The sequence below is a fragment of the Streptomyces yongxingensis genome (genome assembly GCF_055597465.1).
This window is the reverse complement of the sequence record NZ_CM145717.1, coordinates 8,608,239-8,626,996: the sequence shown is the minus strand read 5'-3', so window position 1 is coordinate 8,626,996 and position 18,758 is coordinate 8,608,239. Positions and strand designations below refer to the sequence as shown.

The 18,758-nt window shown below is 71.4% G+C and carries 11 protein-coding genes and 1 pseudogene; 6 read left to right on the top strand and 6 right to left on the bottom strand.

What is annotated here, in order from left to right; all coding sequences use genetic code 11:
* Positions 1–345: 345 nt before the first annotated feature.
* On the top strand, positions 346–3,597 hold the full coding sequence (locus ACZ6TD_RS37035) for an amidohydrolase family protein (protein WP_471358387.1): 3,252 nt from the start codon (positions 346–348) through the stop codon (positions 3,595–3,597).
* Positions 3,598–3,799: 202 nt separating this feature from the next.
* On the opposite strand, the gene ACZ6TD_RS37030 is transcribed toward ACZ6TD_RS37035, so the two are convergent.
* Positions 3,800–4,696, bottom strand: coding sequence for a Vgb family protein (locus ACZ6TD_RS37030; RefSeq protein WP_471358384.1), 897 nt, complete (start codon positions 4,694–4,696; stop codon positions 3,800–3,802).
* Between the two features lie 81 nt (positions 4,697–4,777).
* Positions 4,778–5,263, bottom strand: a pseudogene (locus ACZ6TD_RS37025) (alpha/beta hydrolase fold domain-containing protein); the annotation flags it as partial.
* Between the two features lie 394 nt (positions 5,264–5,657).
* On the opposite strand from ACZ6TD_RS37025, the gene ACZ6TD_RS37020 reads away from it, so the two are divergent.
* Positions 5,658–6,332 carry a TetR/AcrR family transcriptional regulator gene (locus tag ACZ6TD_RS37020; protein WP_471345096.1) on the top strand — a complete coding sequence of 225 codons (675 nt, stop codon included), beginning with the start codon at positions 5,658–5,660 and terminating at the stop codon, positions 6,330–6,332.
* A 25-nt stretch (positions 6,333–6,357) separates the two neighbouring features.
* Here ACZ6TD_RS37020 and ACZ6TD_RS37015 read toward each other — a convergent pair whose 3' ends face one another.
* The 3 genes from ACZ6TD_RS37015 to ACZ6TD_RS37005 all read right to left on the bottom strand — a co-directional run bounded on the left by ACZ6TD_RS37015 (position 6,358) and on the right by ACZ6TD_RS37005 (position 11,131).
* Positions 6,358–7,095 carry a helical backbone metal receptor gene (locus tag ACZ6TD_RS37015; RefSeq protein ID WP_471345094.1) on the bottom strand — a complete coding sequence of 246 codons (738 nt, stop codon included), beginning with the start codon at positions 7,093–7,095 and terminating at the stop codon, positions 6,358–6,360.
* Positions 7,096–7,368: 273 nt separating this feature from the next.
* Complete coding sequence (locus tag ACZ6TD_RS37010) at positions 7,369–9,990, bottom strand: ABC transporter permease/substrate binding protein (RefSeq protein WP_471345092.1); 2,622 nt, start codon at positions 9,988–9,990, stop codon at positions 7,369–7,371.
* On the bottom strand, positions 9,983–11,131 hold the full coding sequence (locus ACZ6TD_RS37005) for a quaternary amine ABC transporter ATP-binding protein (RefSeq protein WP_471345090.1): 1,149 nt from the start codon (positions 11,129–11,131) through the stop codon (positions 9,983–9,985). Before ACZ6TD_RS37005 ends, ACZ6TD_RS37010 begins: the two co-directional genes overlap by 8 nt.
* A 234-nt stretch (positions 11,132–11,365) precedes the next feature.
* Between ACZ6TD_RS37005 and ACZ6TD_RS37000 the strand changes: the two genes are divergently transcribed.
* The 4 genes from ACZ6TD_RS37000 to ACZ6TD_RS36985 all read left to right on the top strand — a co-directional run bounded on the left by ACZ6TD_RS37000 (position 11,366) and on the right by ACZ6TD_RS36985 (position 15,827).
* The gene (locus ACZ6TD_RS37000) at positions 11,366–12,277 is read left to right on the top strand and encodes a 5'-3' exonuclease (protein ID WP_471358382.1); all 912 of its coding nucleotides are present in this window, start codon (positions 11,366–11,368) and stop codon (positions 12,275–12,277) included.
* A 47-nt stretch (positions 12,278–12,324) separates the two neighbouring features.
* A complete protein-coding gene (locus tag ACZ6TD_RS36995; RefSeq protein ID WP_471345088.1) occupies positions 12,325–13,206 on the top strand; it encodes a siderophore-interacting protein in 882 nt (293 codons plus the stop codon).
* A gap of 408 nt (positions 13,207–13,614) precedes the next feature.
* On the top strand, positions 13,615–14,406 hold the full coding sequence (locus ACZ6TD_RS36990) for an IPT/TIG domain-containing protein (RefSeq protein WP_471345085.1): 792 nt from the start codon (positions 13,615–13,617) through the stop codon (positions 14,404–14,406).
* A gap of 158 nt (positions 14,407–14,564) precedes the next feature.
* Entirely contained in the window at positions 14,565–15,827 is a 1,263-nt protein-coding gene (locus tag ACZ6TD_RS36985; protein WP_471345083.1) for an IPT/TIG domain-containing protein, read from the top strand.
* Between the two features lie 34 nt (positions 15,828–15,861).
* On the opposite strand, the gene ACZ6TD_RS36980 is transcribed toward ACZ6TD_RS36985, so the two are convergent.
* A complete protein-coding gene (locus ACZ6TD_RS36980; RefSeq protein ID WP_471345082.1) occupies positions 15,862–18,684 on the bottom strand; it encodes a DEAD/DEAH box helicase in 2,823 nt (940 codons plus the stop codon).
* Positions 18,685–18,758 lie beyond the last annotated feature (74 nt).

Genomic DNA, 18,758 nt, shown 5'->3' with positions numbered 1-18,758 from the left:
CGATCTGGATGCGAATCGATCTAGTGCGAATCGCAGCCCACTCTCCCTGCGCCGGGCCCGCAAGCCAAGGGCATCGACGGGGTCCTGTCCTCCGGGGCGCGGGGTGTGTAACGATCAAGGGCTTGGTACCGCGTATCGACTGCCGATCCATGCAACTCCCCTGCTCCAGGAGGACCGTTGGACTCGCACGACGCTTCGCTCTCCACCAGCTCCCCCAACCGCACTGACTCGACCGGCATTTCGGGTTCCGTCAGCTCTCACGGCTCGGACCGCTCTTCCGGTTCGCCCAACTCCCCTGATTCGGCGGACGCTTCCGCCTCCCCCGCCTCGGCAGATGTTTTCGCCCTGTCGCGGCGGCGCTTCCTGCAGGCCGCCGCCGTGGGCACCGCCGCCGCCACCGCGGCCACCCTGCCCCTCGATTCGGCCGCCGCCGCACCGGCCCGGGCCGGCTCGCTCTCCTTCACCGCCGCCACCAACGGCGCCGCGACCCTCTCCCCGTCCGGCGACCGCCTGATCGCCGAGGTCCAGAACGTCCTGTGGTCGGTCGCCCGTAAGGGCGGCGAGGCCGTCGCGCTCACACCGGCCGATCTGGAGCCCACCCGGCCGGTGTACTCCCCCGACGGGAAGCTGCTGGCCGTCTGCGCCTACCGGGGTGGCGGATTCCATATCTGGACGCTGCGCCCCGACGGCTCCGGTTTGCGGCAGCGAACGGACGGTCCGTGGGACGACCGCGGACCGGCCTGGTCGCCCGACGGCACCCGGATCGCCTTCGCCTCCGAGCGCGGCGGCGATCCCGTGGCGGGCAGCCCGTACCGGATCTGGGTGCTGGAGGTGGCCAGCGGTGAGCTCACCCGGCTCACGGGGGTGGACGGCCAGGACGGGCCGCTCCAGGGCGGGGCCTGGGAGGACTTCGACCCCACCTGGTCAGCGGACGGCGAGCGGGTGCTGTTCGTGCGCGGAGCGCTCGCCGGGACGACGCTGAGCGCCCGTACGGTGGCCTCCGTACGGGCCGACGGCACCGGACCGGTCACGGTCGAGCACACCGATCCCACCGCCGACGCCCAGGTGATGGCGCCGTCCGTGTCGGCGGGCGGCCACCTCGCCTATCTGCGCACCACGGCCGCTCCCGCCGCCTCCTGCACGCTGGTCGTGGACGGGGAGCCGGTGGCGGTCGCGGGCGATGTGCAGCCCGTGCCGCCCCGTTGGGTGTCGCGGGATGAGCTGCTGCTCACCGTGGACGGGCGGTTCCGGGTGTTCCGGGTGTCCTCGGCGACGCGGTCCGGCGCCGACGGAGAGGCTGCCGATGAGAGCACCGCCCGCGACCGTAAGGCGCTTGCGTACGAGGAGATCCCCTTCTCCGCCACCCTCCCCGTCGACCGGCCCCGGTATCGCGTCAAGCGGTACGACTTCGACGGTGGCGGGGTGCGGCCGGTGCGTGGGCTGCACCTGCCCGCGCTCTCTCCCGACGGCCGTAAGGTGGCCTTCGCCGCCCTCAACTCCCTCTGGGTCGCCGATGTCTCCGGCGGCCGGGCCCCGCGCCGGGTCGTACGGGCGGCCCCCACCCGGTATCTGCTGGCTCCCACCTGGACGCCCGACGGGCGCGCCCTGGTGTACGCCGACGACCGCGACGGGCTGCTGGCCGTGCGCCGCCGGGACCTGGCCTCGGGCGAGGAGACCGTGCTGGCATCCGGCGGCCGGGTGCATCCGGCGCTCTCCCCCGACGGCAAGCGGCTCGCCAGTGTCGACATGTCGGGAAACCTGGTCCTGCGCGATCTCGAGGCCGGTACGGAACGGGTGCTCGCCGCGCCGATGGGCGCCGGAGGGCTGCCCGGCCGGCCGAGCTGGTCGCCCGACGGGCGCTATGTGGCCCTGTGCGATCGCAATCGGCTGAACCAGCGGTTCCGCGAGGGCTACAACCTGATCCGGGTGATCGACATCAGCACGGGTGCGGCCAGGCAGCACGCCGTCGCCCCGCACACCTCCCTCTCCGACCGCTATGACTCCGGACCGGTCTGGTCCCCCGATGGCCGCCATATGGCGCTCATCGTCGAGTCCGCCCTGTGGCTGCTGCCCGTAAGGGCGGATGGCACCCCCGACGGCGCGCCGCGCCGGCTGACCGACGAGGCCGCCGACCACCCCTCCTGGTCCGGGGACTCCCTCAGCGTCCTGTATCTGTCGGCGGGCCGGCTGCGGCTGCTGGACGTCAAGCGCGGCACCGCCCGGACGGTCCGTATCCCGCTGGACCACCGGCGGCCGCGCCCCGCGGACACCGTCGTCCACGCCGGGCGGTTCTGGGACGGCACCGGCGGCGAGGGCGGCGCCGGCCGTGACGGCCGTAAGGGCGGCACGGTCCGCGAGGACGTGGACATCGTGGTGCGCGGCGGACGCATCGCGGCCGTGGAGGCGCACCGGGCCGGGCGGCCCGCGAAGCGGCGCGTCGATGCCTCCGGCCGCACCGTGATCCCCGGGCTGTGGGACGCCCATACCCACCCCTGGCAGTACACCTATGGCGGCCGTCAGACCACCCTGCAGCTCGCCTACGGCATCACCACCGCGGTCTCCCTCGGCGGGTTCGCCTATGAGCAGGCGCGCCTCAGGGAGGCCGTCGCGGCGGGCGCCCTGGCCGGGCCGCGGCTGCTGGCCACCGGCGAGCTGCTGGACGGGCCGCGCGTCGCGTACAGCATGGGCCGGGCGCACCGCACCCGCGATGGTCTGCGGCGTTCCCTGGCGCGCGGTGCCGCGCTCGACTGGGACTTCGTCAAGACGTACGTCCGCGCACCGGGTTGGATCATGGAGGAGGCGGCGCGGTTCGCGCATGAGCGGCTCGGCGTGCGCACCGGCAGCCACCTGTGCTCACCCGGCATACAGCTCGGACAGGACCTGACGACGCATCTGCAGGCCACTCAGCGGCTTGAGTACGGCCACGCCACGACGGCGACCGGACACTCCCAGCAGGACGTGGCGGAGATCTACACCGCGACCTCCGACTTCCGGCTCATCGCCACGCCGTTCACGGCCTCGCCCCTGGTCGGCGCGGATCCCTCACTGGCGGAGGACGAGCGGGTCACCCGGCTGATGCCGCCGTGGGACACCGCGCTCGTACGGCAGCTCGCCGGGACGCCCCCGACCTCGGACCAACTGGCCACGCTGCGCACAGAGATCGGGGTCTACCGGCGGATCCTCGCCGGGGGCGGGGTGGTGGCCCTGGGGACGGACCAGCCGCTGGTGCCGGTGGGCCTCCATCTGCACATGGCGCTGCGCGCCCTCCACCGGTTCGGGCTGTCGCCGGAGGAGGCGCTGCGCACGGCGACCGTCCTCCCGGCGCGGGCCTTCGGCGCCGACCGCGACCTGGGGACCCTGGAGGCCGGGAAGCTGGCGGACCTGACGGTCGTGGACGGCGATCCCTTCACGGACTTCGACACGCTGGTACGGACGGTGTCGGTGCTGCGGGGCGGGGTGCCGTACGAGCAGCGCGAGCTGGTCGAGTCCTTCCCCAGGGCCGGTGCCGCGGCGGCACCGCACGGGAAGTCGGCGGATGAGTGGCTGGAGGTGGGGCGGCTGCTGCGGCGCGACTCCTGCTGCGCGGTGGACGGCTGAGGGTGATGGGGGATGGGGCGGGGGTTTCGGACTCCTGCCCCACCCGGTCCCCGGACCACCCGGTCCCCGGCCTGCCCGGTCCCCGGCCCGACTCGCCTCGATCGGGTCCCGCCCCAATCTCCCGGTCCGCTCGGCCTCGTGCTCACACCGGGTCCGCGGCCCGCGTGCCCGCCGAGGGCGTGCCGAGCCAGGGGAGCAAAGGTCAACGGGGGACGTCGATCCTGGCCAGGGCTCCCGTCTCCAGGGCGCACCACAGCGCGCCGGCGTGCGCGGCGATGCCGTGTGGTTCGCAGTCGGCTCGGGGCAGGTCGTACGCCGTGATCCGGCCGTCGGTGGTGATGCGTCCGACCCCGCCGCGGCCCCATTCGGTGAACCACAGCGCCCCGTCCGGGCCGCCGGTGATGGCGTGCGGCCGGGCCTGACGGTCGGGCAGCGGGTACTCGGTGACGGTGCCGTCGACCGTGATGCGGCCGATCTGCCCCGCGCCGATCTCGGTGAACCACAGGGCGCCGTCCGGCCCTTGGGCGAGGCCCACCGGCGCGGCGGCCTCGGTCGGCAGGGGGTGGGCGGTCGTCCGGCCGTCCATGGTGATCCGGCCGATGGCGTTGCCCTGGTTGAGGGTGAACCACATGGCGCCGTCGGGCCCCGCCGCGATGGCGGACGGGAAGGCGCCGGGCGCGGCGTATTCGGTGATGTCGCCGTCCATGGTGATCCGCCCGATGCGGTCGGCGGCCGACAGCGTGAACCATACGGCCCCGTCCGGGCCCGCGGCGATGCCGTACGGCCCGCCGTCGGCGGTCTGCGGGGCGAAGGAGGAGGCCGTGCCGTCCACCGCGATCCGGCCGATGCGGTGGGTGCCGTACTCGCTGAACCACAGGGCGCCATCGGGCCCTTGCGCGATCATCGTCGGCTTGGCTCCGACGGAGTGGACGGTGATCCGGCCGTCGGCGTCCCTGCGGCCGATCGCACCCTGGTGGACCAATGTGAACCACAGGGCGCCGTCGGGGCCGCCGGTGAGCGCATAGGGGCCCGCGTCCGGGTCGCTGACGGTGAAGGCGCGGACCGGGTCGGCGAGCCACCGGCCGATCCGGTCCAGCAGCACCTCGCCCGGCTCGGACAGATGGAAGGCGTGCGGCATGCCCTGGTACTCCTCCAGGCGCACGCTCACCCCGGCGGCGGCCGCCGCCTCGGCGAAGCGACGGGCGTCGTCCAGGAGCGCCTCGTCCGCGCCCACGGCGATCAGCAGCGGCGGCAGTCCGCGCGGATCCCCGTACAGCGGCGACTGCGGGGCCCGGTCGGCGGGCGCCCCGGCCAGGTACTGGGCGCTTATGGAGCCGAGCGCGGCCCGGCTCAGTACGTCCTTACCGTCGTTGGCGGCGATCGACGCACCCGTAAGGGCGAAGTCGGTGACGGGTGAGACCGCGATCGCGGCACCGGGCCGCGGACCGCCGGTCCGCTGGATCTCCAGCAGGGCGGAGAGCACCAGCGTGGCGCCGGCCGACTCCCCGGCGAGAACGACCTCGGCGGCGGGCACGCCCTCGTCCAGCACACGTCGCCAGGCGGACAGCACGTCCTCGAGCGCCGCGGGATAGGGGTGTTCGGGCGCCAGCCGGTAGTCCACCCGCAGGGCGGGGCATCCGGTCGCCCTCGACAGCCGATAGGCCATCACCCGCTCGGCCTCGGGCATGGAGTGGGCGAACCCGCCGCCGTGCACGTAGATCACCGCGCCGCCGCGGGCACCGGGCGCGCGGACCCAGTCGCCCCGCACCTCGGCGTCCTCCGGCAGCGGGGCGGCGATCAGCGCGTCGGGGCGGTCGTGGACCGCTCGGGCCGCCTCGGGCGCCATGGGAACGGCGATGACGTTCAGCAACGGTCCTCCGTCGAAGGTGTTCCGGTGAGCGTGTTCCGGTAAAGGTGTTCGGTGGGGTGATCCGGCCTCGCGAGGGTGGGCGGGATCAACTCCTCCGGCTCCTCGTCGAGAAATTTACGACGGGCGTAAAGTTAGGGTCGTCCGCCAGCGAGTGTCAACGTAAATTTACTACGAGGGTAAGATTGCGCTCATGGGTATCGAGCCGAGCACCACATCGGACCCCGCCCCGTCAGGCGGGTCGGCCACCGGTCTGCGCGAGGTCAAGAAGCGTGAGACGCGGCAGCTGATCTCGGACCGGGCGACCGAGCTCTTCATGGCACAGGGCTTCGAGCGCACCACCATCGCCGAGATCGCCGATGCCGCGCGCGTGGCCAAGAAGACGGTGACCAACTACTTCCCGCGCAAGGAGGATCTGGCCCTCGACCACCAGGACGAGTTCGTCACCGGCCTGGCCCGCACCGTCGCCGCCCGGGAGCCCGGCGAATCCGCCCTCGCGGCGCTGCGGCGCGCCGCGCTCTCCGCCGTCGCCGCGCAGGATCCGGTCGCCGGTTTCGCCGGGCCGGACTTCATCCGCATGATCGCGGAGAGCCCCACCCTCTCGGCCTGTCTGCGCGGACTGCACGACCGGCGCGAGGAGGCCCTGGCCGCCGCCCTCGCCGAGGCGACCGGCGCCTCCCCCGGCGACATCACCCCGCGCACGGCCGCGTCCCTGCTCGCCGGGGTGCATCGCGTCCTGTTCCGCCGGGTCCAGGACCTCACGCTCGCGGGGCGGACCGACCCGGAGATCGCCGCGGTCCTCGAACCGGAGGCCACCCGGGCGTTCGCCCTGCTCGAACCGGCCCTCTCCGACTACGCACGGGCCTGAGGGTCCTCCCTCGGCCCTCATACGGTCAGCGCGCCGCCGAGAGCGCGGCCGTAAGGACGGCGGGCGCCTCCGCCAGCGAGGGGCCGTACCAGGTGAGGTGACGGCCGCTGACCAGGGCCGCCGGGAGGCCGGGGAACGCCTCGGGGCCGTCATCCGCCGTGAAGCGGTACGGCTCGTCGGGCAGCACCACCAGATCCGCCTCCCGCGCCGTCAGCTCCTGGATCGGGATCCGGGGATAGCGCTCGGGATGCGCGCTGTAGAGGTGCCGTACGCCCAGCCGGGCCAGGACGTCACCGGCGAAGGTGTCCCGGCCCAGCACCATCCACGGACGCCGCCACACCGGTACGACGGCGTGCCGCACCGGGCCACCGGCCCGTACCTCCGCCCAGGCGGCCTCGGCCTCGTCCAGCCAGCCGGGCCGGGCCAGCCCGCAGCCGCGCACCAGGACCCGCTCCAGCTCGGTGAACGCCTGCTCCAGGGTGCGCACTTCGGTCACCAGGACGTCGAGCCCGGCGGCGCGCAGCGCGGCGAGGTCGGAGGGGCGGTTCTCCTCCTCGTTGGCGATCACCAGATCGGGGGCGAGGGCGGCGATCCGGGCGGTGTCGGGGTTCTTGGTGCCGCCGATCCGCTCCGCGGTGAGGCCGGGCGGATGGGTGCACCAGTCGGTCGCCCCGGCGAGCAGCTCCGGCGCGGTGGCGGCGACGGCCTCGGTGAGCGAGGGCACGAGGGACACCACGCGCCGTACGGGGGTGGGAGGGCTCATCGCTCCACCGTACGGCGCGACGAGGCGTATCGGGCCCCACGACAGCGGCCCGACCATCGTGAACAGCTTGTCGCTGAAGCCGCCGATCCCGTACCGGCCTCTCCCCCGAGTGGGCGCGGGGAGGAGGCGACGCGCCGGTGCGTCGGCATCGCCTGAGGTCAGGAGTGGGCGGCGGACCGTTCTGGAAAGGAAGTAACCGCGGCCCGGAGCGGGTGCTCCGGGCCGCGGTGTGCGTGGTGCGTGCGGTGGGTCAACGGACCACCTGGCGGTGGGTCAGGAAGCCACCGGCGCCATCTTGTCGACGATGCCGGGGTGGGCGTCAATCCACTTCTGGACGCCCTTCTCCTCGTTGCCCTTACCGGCGTCCTGGACGGCCTGCTCCAGGGTCGCCAGCTCCTTCTCGGTCATGTGCCACTTCTTCAGCCACCCGTTGAACTCGGGGAACTTCTTCGGGAAGGACTTGTTGGCCAGGGTGTGGAGCTGGTTGCTGGCCCCGAACGCCTTCTTCGGGTCGGCGAGCTTGGTCAGCTTGTACTTGCTGTAGGCCCAGTGCGGGGTCCACAGGACCACGGCCACCGGCTCCTTCTTGGCGTACGACCGCTCCAGCTGGGCCAGCATCGCCGGCGAGGAGCCGTCACTGACCTTGTACTCCTTGTCCAGGCCGTACTCCTTGAGCACCTTGCCCTTCAGGAGCTTCATCTCGCCGGTTCCGGGCTCGATACCGACGATCTTGCCGTCGAAGGTGTCACCCTTCCCCTTGAGGTCGGCGAGCGATTTCACGTCCTTGACGTAGGACGGCACCGCGAGCTCCAGGGAGGTCTTGTCGTACCACGACCCGACGTCGACCAGGTTCTTCTTGTATTTGTCCCAGTACTGTTTCTGGGCGACCGGTAGCCAGCCGTCGAACTCGACGTCGACCTGTCCGGTGCTCATCCCGGTGAACATCGAGCCGACGTCGTACTGCTTGATCTCCGGCTTGTAGCCGCGCCGCTCGAGGACGTTCTTCCACAGGTAAGTGGTGGCGATGTCCTCGTCCCACGGGAAGTAGCCGATCATCGGCGCGGCGCCCGCGTCCTTGCCCTTCTGGTCGGCGCCGCCCGGCACCGGGGCGAGCTTGTTGGCCACGCCCGGGTTCTGCTTCAGCCAGGCGCGCACGCCCTGCTGCTCCTTGCCCTTACCGGCGTCCTGGATGGCCGACTCCAGGCTGGTGAGCTGCTTCTCGTCCAGCTTGAAGTTCTTGAGCCACTTGGCGACCTGCGGGTTCTCCTTGGAGAAGCCCTTGCGCGCGAGGGAGTCGATGTGGTCGCCCTTACCGAAGGCGCCCTTGGGGTCCTTCAGCTTGGTGAGCTTGTACTTGTCGTACGCCCAGTGCGGGGACCACAGGGTGACCGCGATCGGCTCCTTCTTGGAGTAGGAGCGGTCCAGCTGGGAGAGCATGGCCGCGGTGGAGCCCTTGACCAGGCTGAAGTTCTTGTTCAGCCCATAGCCCGGCATGACCTTGTCCTGCATCAGCTTCATCTCACCGGCACCGGGCTCGATGCCGACGATCTTCTTGTTGAAGGTGCTGGACTTCTTCTCGAGGTCCTCCAGGGTCTTGACCCCCTTGACGTACGAGGGGACCGCGACCTCCAGGGAGGTGGGGCCGTACCAGGAGCCGAGGTTCTCCAGCTTGCTCTTGTACTTCGACCAGTACGCGGCGTGGGTGGTGGGCAGCCAGGAGTCCGTCTCGAAGTCGATGTTGCCCGCGGCCATACCGGTGTACAGCGCGCCGACGTCGTACGACTGGACCTTGGGTTTGAAGCCGCGCTGCTCCAGGAGTTCCTTCCACAGGAAGGTGGAGGCGACGCCCTCGTCCCAGTTGATGTAGCCGATGTTGACCTTCTGGCCCTTGCCGACGTCGGCGGAGACCTTGGGGCCCTCGCCGCCGCCGCCGAACATGCTCATACCGCCGGCGACCAGCGCCAGGATGACGACGCCGACCATGGCGACGGAGGTCGCGGGGCGCCAGTGCAGCACCTTGAAGCCGCTGAGCGCCTTGGCGTTCTGCTTGGCCAGCGCACGGCGGGCCAGCGGGGAAACGCGCTGATTGAGCGCGCTGGTCATCCGGTCCAGGTACATGGCCAGGATGACCACCGCGATACCGCCCTCGAAGCCCATGGCCACGTCGACGGAGCTGATCGCCTGGAAGACGGTGGAGCCCAGGCCCTCGGCGCCGACCATACCGGCGATGACGACCATGGACAGCGCCAGCATGATCACCTGGTTGACGCCCGCCATGATGGTGGGCAGGGCCAGCGGGAGCTGGACGCGCAGCAGGGTGCGGCGCGGATGGGTGCCGAAGGCGTCGGCCGCCTCGACCAGCTCCGCGTCCACCTGCCGGATGCCCAGTTCCGTCATGCGGACGCCCGGAGGCATCGAGAAGATGACGGTGGCGACGACACCGGGGACCACCCCGAGGCCGAAGAAGAAGATGCCCGGGATCAGATAGACGAAGGCGGGCATCGTCTGCATGAAGTCCAGCACCGGACGGATCACGGCGCTCACCGCGCGGTTGCGCGAGGCCCAGATGCCGAGCGGCACCGCGAACACGATGGTGATCACACCGGCGACCAGCACCAGTGCGAGGGTGTTCATCGCCTCGCCCCACAACTCGATCGAGTCGATGAGGGCGAATCCCAGGAAGGCGAGCACGGCGGGCAGCAGCCCGCGCAGCCACCAGGCGAGCAGCGCCAGGATGCCCGCGAGCAGCAGCGGCTCGGGGCCGCTGAGCACGGTGTTCAGCCCGTCGTACATGCCCTGGACGACGCTGGAGATGAAGTCGAAGAGCCAGCTCAGATTGTCTCGGAGCCAGTTGACGCCGGAGTTGATCCAGCTGCCGAGCTCAAGCCTAGGCACCGGTGATCACCTTCTTGGTGGTCTCGGGCGCGTCCGGTGCCTCACCGGCCGCCGGTTCGGCCCCGTCGGGCCCGGGGTCCGGCTCGCCGAGGACGGCGAGCAGCCGGGCTCGGGTGACGACGCCGGTGAGCGCACCGTCGTCGTCGGTGACGGCGACCGCGACCCCGCTGCGCGAACACGGCTGGAACAGCTCGATGATCGGGGTGCTCTCGGTGACGGTGGCGGGGGCGGCCGCGAGCACGTCCTGCTCGGTACGGAGCGTGGTGCCGTCGTCGGTCGTGGTGCCCAGCGCCTCGCTCGGCTCGGCCATGATCGCGCCGGCAGTGAGCACGCGGCTGCGGTCGACGTCCTGAGTGAAGGAGGCGACGTAGTCGTTGGCGGGGGTCACCAGGATGTCCTCGGCGGTGCCGATCTGGACGATCCGGCCGTCGCGCATCACGGCGATGCGGTCGCCGAGCCGCATGGCCTCGTTCAGGTCGTGGGTGATGAAGACGATGGTCTTCTTGAGCCGCTTCTGGAGCTGGAGCAGCTGGTCCTGCATATCGCGGCGGATCAGCGGGTCCAGCGCGCTGAAGGACTCGTCCATCAGCAGCATGTCGGCGTCGGTGGCCAGGGCCCGGGCGAGGCCGACGCGCTGCTGCATACCGCCGGAGAGCTCATCGGGCCAGGACTTCTCCCAGCCGGCCAGGCCCACCAGCTCCAGCGCCTCGGTGGCGCGCCGGACGCGCTCCTCGCGCGGCACGCCCTGCACCTCGAGGCCGTAGGCGGCGTTCTCCAGCACGCTGCGGTGCGGGAAGAGGGCGAAGTGCTGGAAGACCATGCTGATCTTGCGGGACCGGACCTCGCGCAAACCCTTGGGGGTGAGCGCGGTCAGGTCGTCGTCGTCGAAGAGCACGCGCCCGGCGGTCGGCTCCAGCAGCCCGTTCAGCATCCGCAGCAGGGTGGACTTGCCGGATCCGGACAGACCCATGACGACGAAGATCTGGCCCGCCTCGACGGCGAAGGAGGCATCGACGACCGCCGCGGTCGTACCGTTCGCCCGGAGCTCCTCGCGGTCCACGCCGCCTTCCAGCTGCGCCACCGCCTCATCGGGTCGTCTGCCGAACACCTTGTACAGGTGTTCGGCTCGCAATTTGGCCACATGTACCTCTCAGATCGCACCAAAAAGCGACCCGCCACCCCCGCCGGCGGGTCGTGGAGCGGTACGGCATCGGACCGCTGACCGCCGCAAAAGTTGAATCACTGAACGGGTTCGCTCCGGGGGCGCGCCTGCCCCGATCGATTTGGCGTAAACCAAACGGTGATCCACTTCACATTATCCTCGGGACCGGTGTCAGTGGGGTAGTGCATAGTCGGGATCGTGACGCGACGCCTGATGCTCCTCGACACCGCCTCTCTCTACTTCCGAGCCTATTTCGGGGTCCCGGACTCGGTCCGGGCCCCCGACGGCACGCCGGTGAACGCCGTGCGCGGGCTCCTGGACTTCATCGCCCGGCTCGTCCAGGACCACCGCCCGGACGACCTGGTGGCCTGCATGGACTTCGACTGGCGCCCGGCCTGGCGGGTCGCCCTGATCCCCACGTACAAGGCCCACCGGGTGGCCGAGGAGGCCCCGGAGGGGGCCGGGGTGGACCAGGAGGAGGTGCCGGACACCCTCTCCCCGCAGGTCCCGGTGATCGACGAGGTGCTGGACGCGATCGGCATCGCCCGGGTCGGCGCCGCGGGCTACGAGGCCGACGATGTGATCGGCACGCTCACGGGCCGGGCGGCCGGCCCGGTCGACATCGTCACCGGCGACCGCGATCTGTTCCAGCTGGTGGACGACGAGCGCGAGGTTCGGGTGCTCTACCCCGTCAAGGGCGTGGGCACCCTCCAGCTCGTCGACGAGTCCTATGTGCGCGAGAAGTACGGGGTGACCGGCCGGGGGTACGCGGAGCTGGCGCTGCTGCGCGGCGACCCCAGCGACGGGCTGCCGGGGGTGCCCGGCGTCGGCGAGAAGACCGCCGCCAAGCTGCTGGCCGCCCATGGCGACCTGGCCGGGATCATGGCCGCCGTCGACGACCCCGCCGCCAAGCTGACCCCCACCCAGCGCAAGCGGCTGGCCGAGGCGCGGGCGTATGTCGAGGTCGCCCCGAAGGTGGTGCGGGTCGCCTCGGACGTGGCGCTCCCCGCCTTCGACCCGGCGCTGCCGCGGTCGCCGCGCGACCCTGGAGCGGTGGCGGCGCTGGCGGAGCGCTGGGGATTGGGCGGATCTTTGCGCAGACTGCTGTCCACTCTTGAGGAATGAGCTGTTAGGTTAGGTAAACCTAACTCTTGTTGATCAGGGAGGTCGCCATGGCGGACCGTCCGGCCCGTAAGACGCGCACGCCGCATCGCGCACAGGTGGTGCGCACCGACCGGCTGACCCCGCACATGGTGCGGGTCGTCCTGGGCGGCGACGGCCTCGCGGACTTCCATGCGGGCGAGTGGACCGATCACTACATCAAGCTGCTCTTCCCGACCGGGGGCGCCGTCTACCCCGAGCCGTTCGACCTGGAGCGGATCCGTGCCGAGTTCCCGCGTGAGCAGTGGCCGGTCACGCGGACGTACACGGTGCGCGCGTGGGATCCGGCCGCCCGCGAGCTGACGGTGGACTTCGTGACCCATGGTGACGAAGGGCTGGCCGGGCCGTGGGCCGCCCGGGTCCGGCCCGGCGAGGAGATCCACTTCATGGGGCCGGGCGGCGCCTACGCCCCGAGCGCCGAGGCCGACTGGCATCTGCTCGCGGGGGACGAGAGCGCGCTGCCCGCGATCGCCACGGCGCTGGAGCGGCTCACCGACAGCCGGGCGGGTGGCGCGCCCGAGGTGCCGGTGCACGTGTTCATCGAGGTGGCGGACGAGACGGAGGAGCTCAAGGTCACCGCCCCCGAAGGGGTCCAGGTGAGCTGGCTGCACCGGGGCGCCGCGCCGGTCGGCGAGGCGCTGGTGGCGGCCGTGCGGGGGCTGGAGTTCCCGCCCGGGCAGGTGCACGCCTTCGTCCACGGCGAGGCGGGCTTCGTGAAGGAGATCCGTCGCCATCTGCGCCTCGAGCGCCAGATCCCGCGCGAGTGGCTGTCCATCTCCGGCTACTGGCGGCGCGGCCATGACGAGGACGGCTGGCAGGCGTCGAAGCGGGAGTGGAACCAGCAGGTCGAGGCGGAGCAGGAGGGCGCGGGGCCCGAGGAGGCCGCCGCGTAGGACCGTCGCGCAGGGCACCGCACCGGCGCCGCGCGTACGGCGGGCGGGTGGACGGCTGACGCCGTCCGCCCGCCCTTTTTCCGTCCGGGGAGCGCGCAACGGCAGATACCGCCACGCAAGGGGCTTTTAACCGTACTTACATATGAATACCGTAATGCACCAATTGCACCTGTCGCGTCCTTCGCCCAATCGCTTTAATCAATGACAGCGAGATTGACGGCGCCCCGTGCTATAGCGCCGAGTCGCTTCCCATCGGACGACCCGCACCAGGTGCCGGCCCCGAGGCAACGGGTCTTCACGCGTCCTCCCGCCCACCGGACCGTGCCATACGGTCGCGGGCTTCGTCAGCCATCGGCTCGCTCTCCGCGCGCACCCCCGGCAGAGCGGCACGACCGAAGGAGAACGATCATGGCAACCATCACGTCACTGGTGGATACGACGACCACCACCAACCAAGGCAAGCCCGGGGACACCGTCCAGGTCAACGGCACCGCCTTGGGCGCCACCACCAGGGTGAACTTCGGTACCTCGGCGGTCACTCCGGCCTCCGTCACGGCCACCCAGGTCACCTTCGTCGTGCCCAGTTCGGCGCCGTGCTCCGGACAGGTCTCCGTCAGCGTCACCAGCAACACCGGCGCCACCAGCAACGCCCTGCCGTTCTTCGTCATCCCCTCGCCGACGACCACGGCGCTGAGCGTCACCTGCGTTCCGGCCGCCACCGGTGGCGCGGTGACGCTGTTCGGCACCAACTTCCTGACCGGGTCACAGGTCGGGGTGGGCAGCGTCGGCAACGTCGCGGTCACCCCCACCCAGCCCGGCCAGGTCACCTTCACCGCACCGGCCAACCCGGGCCAGGTCGGCACCGTGTCGACCCAACCGGTGACCATCACCACCGCCGGCGGCACCAGCCCTTCGGGCACCACCCTGGTCGACTACTACCTCGCGCCGGCCATCACCACGGTGGCTCCCGCGACCGGCACGGCGGGCGACCTCGTCACCATCACCGGAACCGGCTTCGTCAACGTCGACACCGTCACCTTCACCGACAGCGCCGCCGCCACCGCCACGGCGGTCTTCACGCCCATCAGTGGCACCCAGCTCGTCGCCACCGTGCCCGGTGGACTCGCGGTCGGCGCCGGGACCATCACGGTCCACACCTGCGGCGGTACCTCCAACGCTCAACCCTTCACCATCACCTGACCGTCCCGGACGACCGGGCATCGACGGCACGCACGACCACCAAGTCGCCGCCGTCCGCGTCGCGTGGCGCGGGCGGGCGGCGGCGCCCCCGCGCCCTGGCCGACGATCGCCGGCCAGGGCGCGGCCGTCCCAGACGGTACGAGAAGGAGTAGAGCATCATGGCCCCCGTAGTGACCAGCGTCAGCCCCGCACAAGGCAATCCGGCCGGGGGCACCCCTGTCACGATCAATGGTTCCGGCTTCACCGGTGCCACCGTGGTCAGGTTCGGCCCGAATCTCGCCACCAATGTGGTCGTCGTGAGCAACACGCAGATCACGGCGACAACTCCGCCGGGGAGCGGCACGGTGAAGGTCACGATCACGGGGCCGACGGGGACCAGCACCCAGAACGTGTTCTTCACGTATACGACGGTCGCGGCTCCGGTGCTCACCGGGCTCAGTCCGGCTTCGGGCTCCACCGGCGGCGGCAATACGGTCACCATCACCGGCACCAACCTCACCGGCGCCACCCAAGTCCTCTTCGGCGCCGCCCCCGCCACCATCCTCACCAACACCCCCACCCAAATCACCGCCACCGCACCCCCAGGCACCGGCACCACCAACGTCACCGTCACCACCCCAGGCGGCACCAGCAACCCACTCCCCTACACCTACACCACCACCCCCGCACCCACCCTCACCACCCTCAACCCCACCTCAGGACCCACCACCGGCGGAAACACCGTCACCATCACCGGCAGCAACCTCACCGGGGCCACATCCGTGAAGTTCGGGCTCAACTCGGCGACGATCCTCACCAATTCGGCCACCCAGATCACCGTCAGCGCGCCCGCCGGGCCGCCGTCGTCGGTCAATGTCACGGTCACCACGGCCGGCGGGACCAGCAATCCGCTGCCGTACCTCTATCTCGCCGCTCCCACCGTCAGTGAGCTGTCGCCGCACTTCGGTCCGGACACCGGGGCCAACACCGTGACCGTCTTCGGCAGCAATCTGACCCTCGCCAACGCCGTGAGCTTCGGGGGGAATCCGGCCACCGCCTTCACCGTGGTCTCCGACACCCAGCTGACCGCGACCGCCCCGGCCGGGTCCGGCACGGTCGTCGTCACGGTCACCACACCGGGCGGCACCAGCACGGCGGGCACCGGGAATCCGTACTACACCTATCTCGGCGCGCCCGTCCTGACGAGCCTCAACCCGTCCCATGGCCCGGACACCGGGGGCGACGCCGTCGTGCTGAACGGCAGCAATCTCACCTACACCGACGCGGTGACCTTCGGCGGGGTCCCGGCCTCGTTCGCGGCGTTCTCCGACACCCAGGTGGTCGCGACCTCCCCGGGCGGGGCGCCCGGCACGGTGAACGTGGTGGCCCACACCCCGGCCGGGAACAGCAACGCCCTGCCCTACGTCTACGACCCCGTCTGACGGGCACCCCGGCCCCCATGGAGAGGGCCGCCGGTCAGCCGACCGAGGAGTACGCCACGACCCCGCGCAGCAGCCCGTCGACCGCACGGCGGGCGCTGCGCGCCACCGTGCCCTCGGGGGCCGCCGCGGCGATCTGGCCGAGCACATCGATCAGTTGCTTGGTCCAGCGCACGAAGTCACCGGCGGGCATGTCGATTTCGCGCAGCACCTCGTCGAGCCCGTGGCCGGAGGCCCAGCGGTAGGCGGCCCAGGCGAAGCCCAGGTCCGGCTCGCGCTGGCCGACGCCCTCGGCCTGGTTGATCTTGTGCTCCTCCTCCAGGGCGTCCAGCCGCCCCCATATGCGCACCATCTCGCCGAGCGCGTCCTTGGCGCGGCCCGTGGGCAGCTTGGGCGGCAGCGCGTCATCGGCCGTCCGCGCCTCGTAGACGAGCGCGGAGGCGCAGGCCGCGAGCTCGGCGGGGGGCAGCCCCTCCCAGACGCCCTCGCGCAGGCATTCGCTGGCCAGCAGGTCCAGCTCGCCGTACAGCCGCGCCAGCCGTCTGCCCTCGTCCGTGACCTCGTCGCCGCGCAGATAGCCGAGCTCGCTCAGCAGGGAACAGATCCGGTCGAAGGTGCGGGCGATGGTGTTCGTACGGCCCTCGATGCGCCGCTCCAGCTGCCGGGTGTCGCGCAGCAGCCGGTGGTAGCGCTCGCCCCACCGGGCGTGGTCCTCGCGGTCGCTGCAGCCGTGGCAGGGGTGGGCGCGGATGGCCGCGCGCAGCCGGCTGATCTCGGTGTCGTCGGCGGCGGGCGAGCGCTCCTTGCGGTGGCGCCGCACATCGTGGTGGCCGGCCTTGGTGCGCAGCGCGGAGGCCAGATCGCGGCGCGACTGGGGGCTGCGCGGATTGAACGACTTGGGGATCCGCATCCTGTCCAGCGGCTCGACCGGGACCGGGAAGTCGATCGACGCCAGCCGCTTGACCTGCCGCTCGGCGGTGAGCACCAGGGGCCGCGGCCCGTCGTGGTACTCCATGCCGCGGTGGCCGCCCACCCGCCCGGCGGGCAGCCCGGGGTCCAGCACCAGGGCGAGCCCGGCGAACTTGCCGGTGGGCACGTGGATGACATCGCCGGGGCGGAGCTTCTCCAGGGCGACCGCGGCGGCCGCGCGCCGCTGGGCCGCGCCCTGCCGGGCCAGCTCGGTCTCGCGGTCCTTGAGCTCGCGGCGCAGCCGCGCGTACTCGTCGAAGTCGCCGAGGTGGCAGGTCATGGAGGCGCGGTAGCCCTCGAGGCCCTCCTCGTTGCGCTGCACCTGGCGGGAGATCCCGACGACCGCCTTGTCGGCCTGGAACTGCGCGAAGGAGGTCTCCAGCAGCTCGCGCGAGCGGTGCCGCCCGAACTGGGAGACCAGGTTGACCGCCATGTTGTACGACGGCTTGAAGGAGGAGCGCAGCGGATACGTGCGGGTGCCGGCCAGCCCGGCGAGCGCCGCGGGGTCCATGGTGCGCTGCCACAGCACCACCGCATGGCCCTCGACGTCGATGCCGCGCCGCCCGGCGCGGCCGGTCAACTGGGTGTACTCACCGGGGGTGATGTCGACGTGCTGCTCGCCGTTCCACTTGACGAGCTTCTCCAACACCACCGAACGGGCGGGCATGTTGATGCCGAGGGCGAGGGTCTCGGTGGCGAAGACCGCCTTGACCAGGCCGCGGACGAAGAGCTCCTCGACAACTTCCTTGAAGGTGGGGAGCATTCCGGCGTGGTGGGCCGCGATGCCCCGCTCCAGGCCCTCCAGCCATTCGAAGTACCCCAGCACATGGAGGTCTTCGTCGGGGATCCCGGCGGTGCGCTCCTCGACGATGGCCCGCACCTGGGAGCGCGCCGACTCGTCGTTGAGCCGCAGCCCCGCGTGGAGGCACTGCTGGACGGCGGTCTCGCAGCCGGCCCGGCTGAAGATGAAGGTGATGGCCGGAAGCAGCCCCTCGGCATCGAGCCGGTCGATCACCTCGGGGCGGCCCGGGGTCCAGATCCGGCTGCGCTGACGGCGCTCGCGCTCCCGGTCGGCCTCGCGCATATTGCGGCCGCGGCGCTTGTCGCGGCCGAAGCTGGGGCGGCTGTTCTCCATCCGGGCCAGCCGGACCAGATCGGGGTTGACCTCGCGGCGTCCGCCCTGGTCGCCGTCCCGGCCGCTCTTCTCCTCGAACAGGTCGTACATCCGGCGCCCGGCCAGCACGTGCTGCCACAGCGGCACCGGACGGTGCTCGGAGACGATGACCTCGGTGTCGCCGCGGACGGTGTCCAGCCAGTCGCCGAACTCCTCGGCATTGGAGACGGTCGCGGAGAGTGACACCAGCGTCACCGACTCGGGGAGGTGGATGATGACCTCCTCCCAGACGGCGCCCCGGAACCGGTCGGAGAGGTAGTGGACCTCGTCCATCACCACATAGCCGAGGCCGAGCAGCGACTGGGAGCCGGCGTAGAGCATGTTCCGCAGCACCTCGGTGGTCATCACGACCACCGGGGCCTCGGAATTGACGCTGTTGTCCCCGGTGAGCAGGCCGACCTGGTCGGCGCCGTAGCGCTTCACCAGGTCGGTGTACTTCTGGTTGGACAGCGCCTTGATGGGCGTGGTGTAGAAGCACTTGCGGCCCTGGGTCAGCGCCAGGTGGACGGCGAACTCGCCCACGATGGTCTTGCCCGAGCCGGTGGGAGCGGCGACCAGCACGCCCTTGCCGCTCTCCAGGGCCTTGCACGCCTCGATCTGGAACGGGTCCAGCTCGAAGTCGTACATCTCGCGGAAGGGGGCCAGCGCGGTGGCCTGCTCGGCGGCCCGGGCGCGGGACGCCGCATAGCGCTCGGCGGGAGATAGCTCGTCGGTCATCGTATCTACGAGCCTACCGGCCACCTCCGACAGCGCACGCGATCTTTATCGGGGCTTTGTTCGGCCCGCCGGAC

Excerpts from the sequence above, each read along its gene's own strand:
- ACZ6TD_RS37015 (WP_471345094.1), bottom strand. The coding sequence starts at position 7,095 with ATGAGCCCTCCCACCCCCGTACGGCGCGTGGTGTCCCTCGTGCCCTCG.
- ACZ6TD_RS36995 (WP_471345088.1), top strand. The coding sequence starts at position 12,325 with ATGGCGGACCGTCCGGCCCGTAAGACGCGCACGCCGCATCGCGCACAG.
- ACZ6TD_RS36990 (WP_471345085.1), top strand. The coding sequence starts at position 13,615 with ATGGCAACCATCACGTCACTGGTGGATACGACGACCACCACCAACCAA.
- ACZ6TD_RS36980 (WP_471345082.1), bottom strand. The coding sequence starts at position 18,684 with ATGACCGACGAGCTATCTCCCGCCGAGCGCTATGCGGCGTCCCGCGCC.
- ACZ6TD_RS36985 (WP_471345083.1), top strand. The coding sequence starts at position 14,565 with ATGGCCCCCGTAGTGACCAGCGTCAGCCCCGCACAAGGCAATCCGGCC.
- ACZ6TD_RS37000 (WP_471358382.1), top strand. The coding sequence starts at position 11,366 with ATGCTCCTCGACACCGCCTCTCTCTACTTCCGAGCCTATTTCGGGGTC.
- ACZ6TD_RS37020 (WP_471345096.1), top strand. The coding sequence starts at position 5,658 with ATGGGTATCGAGCCGAGCACCACATCGGACCCCGCCCCGTCAGGCGGG.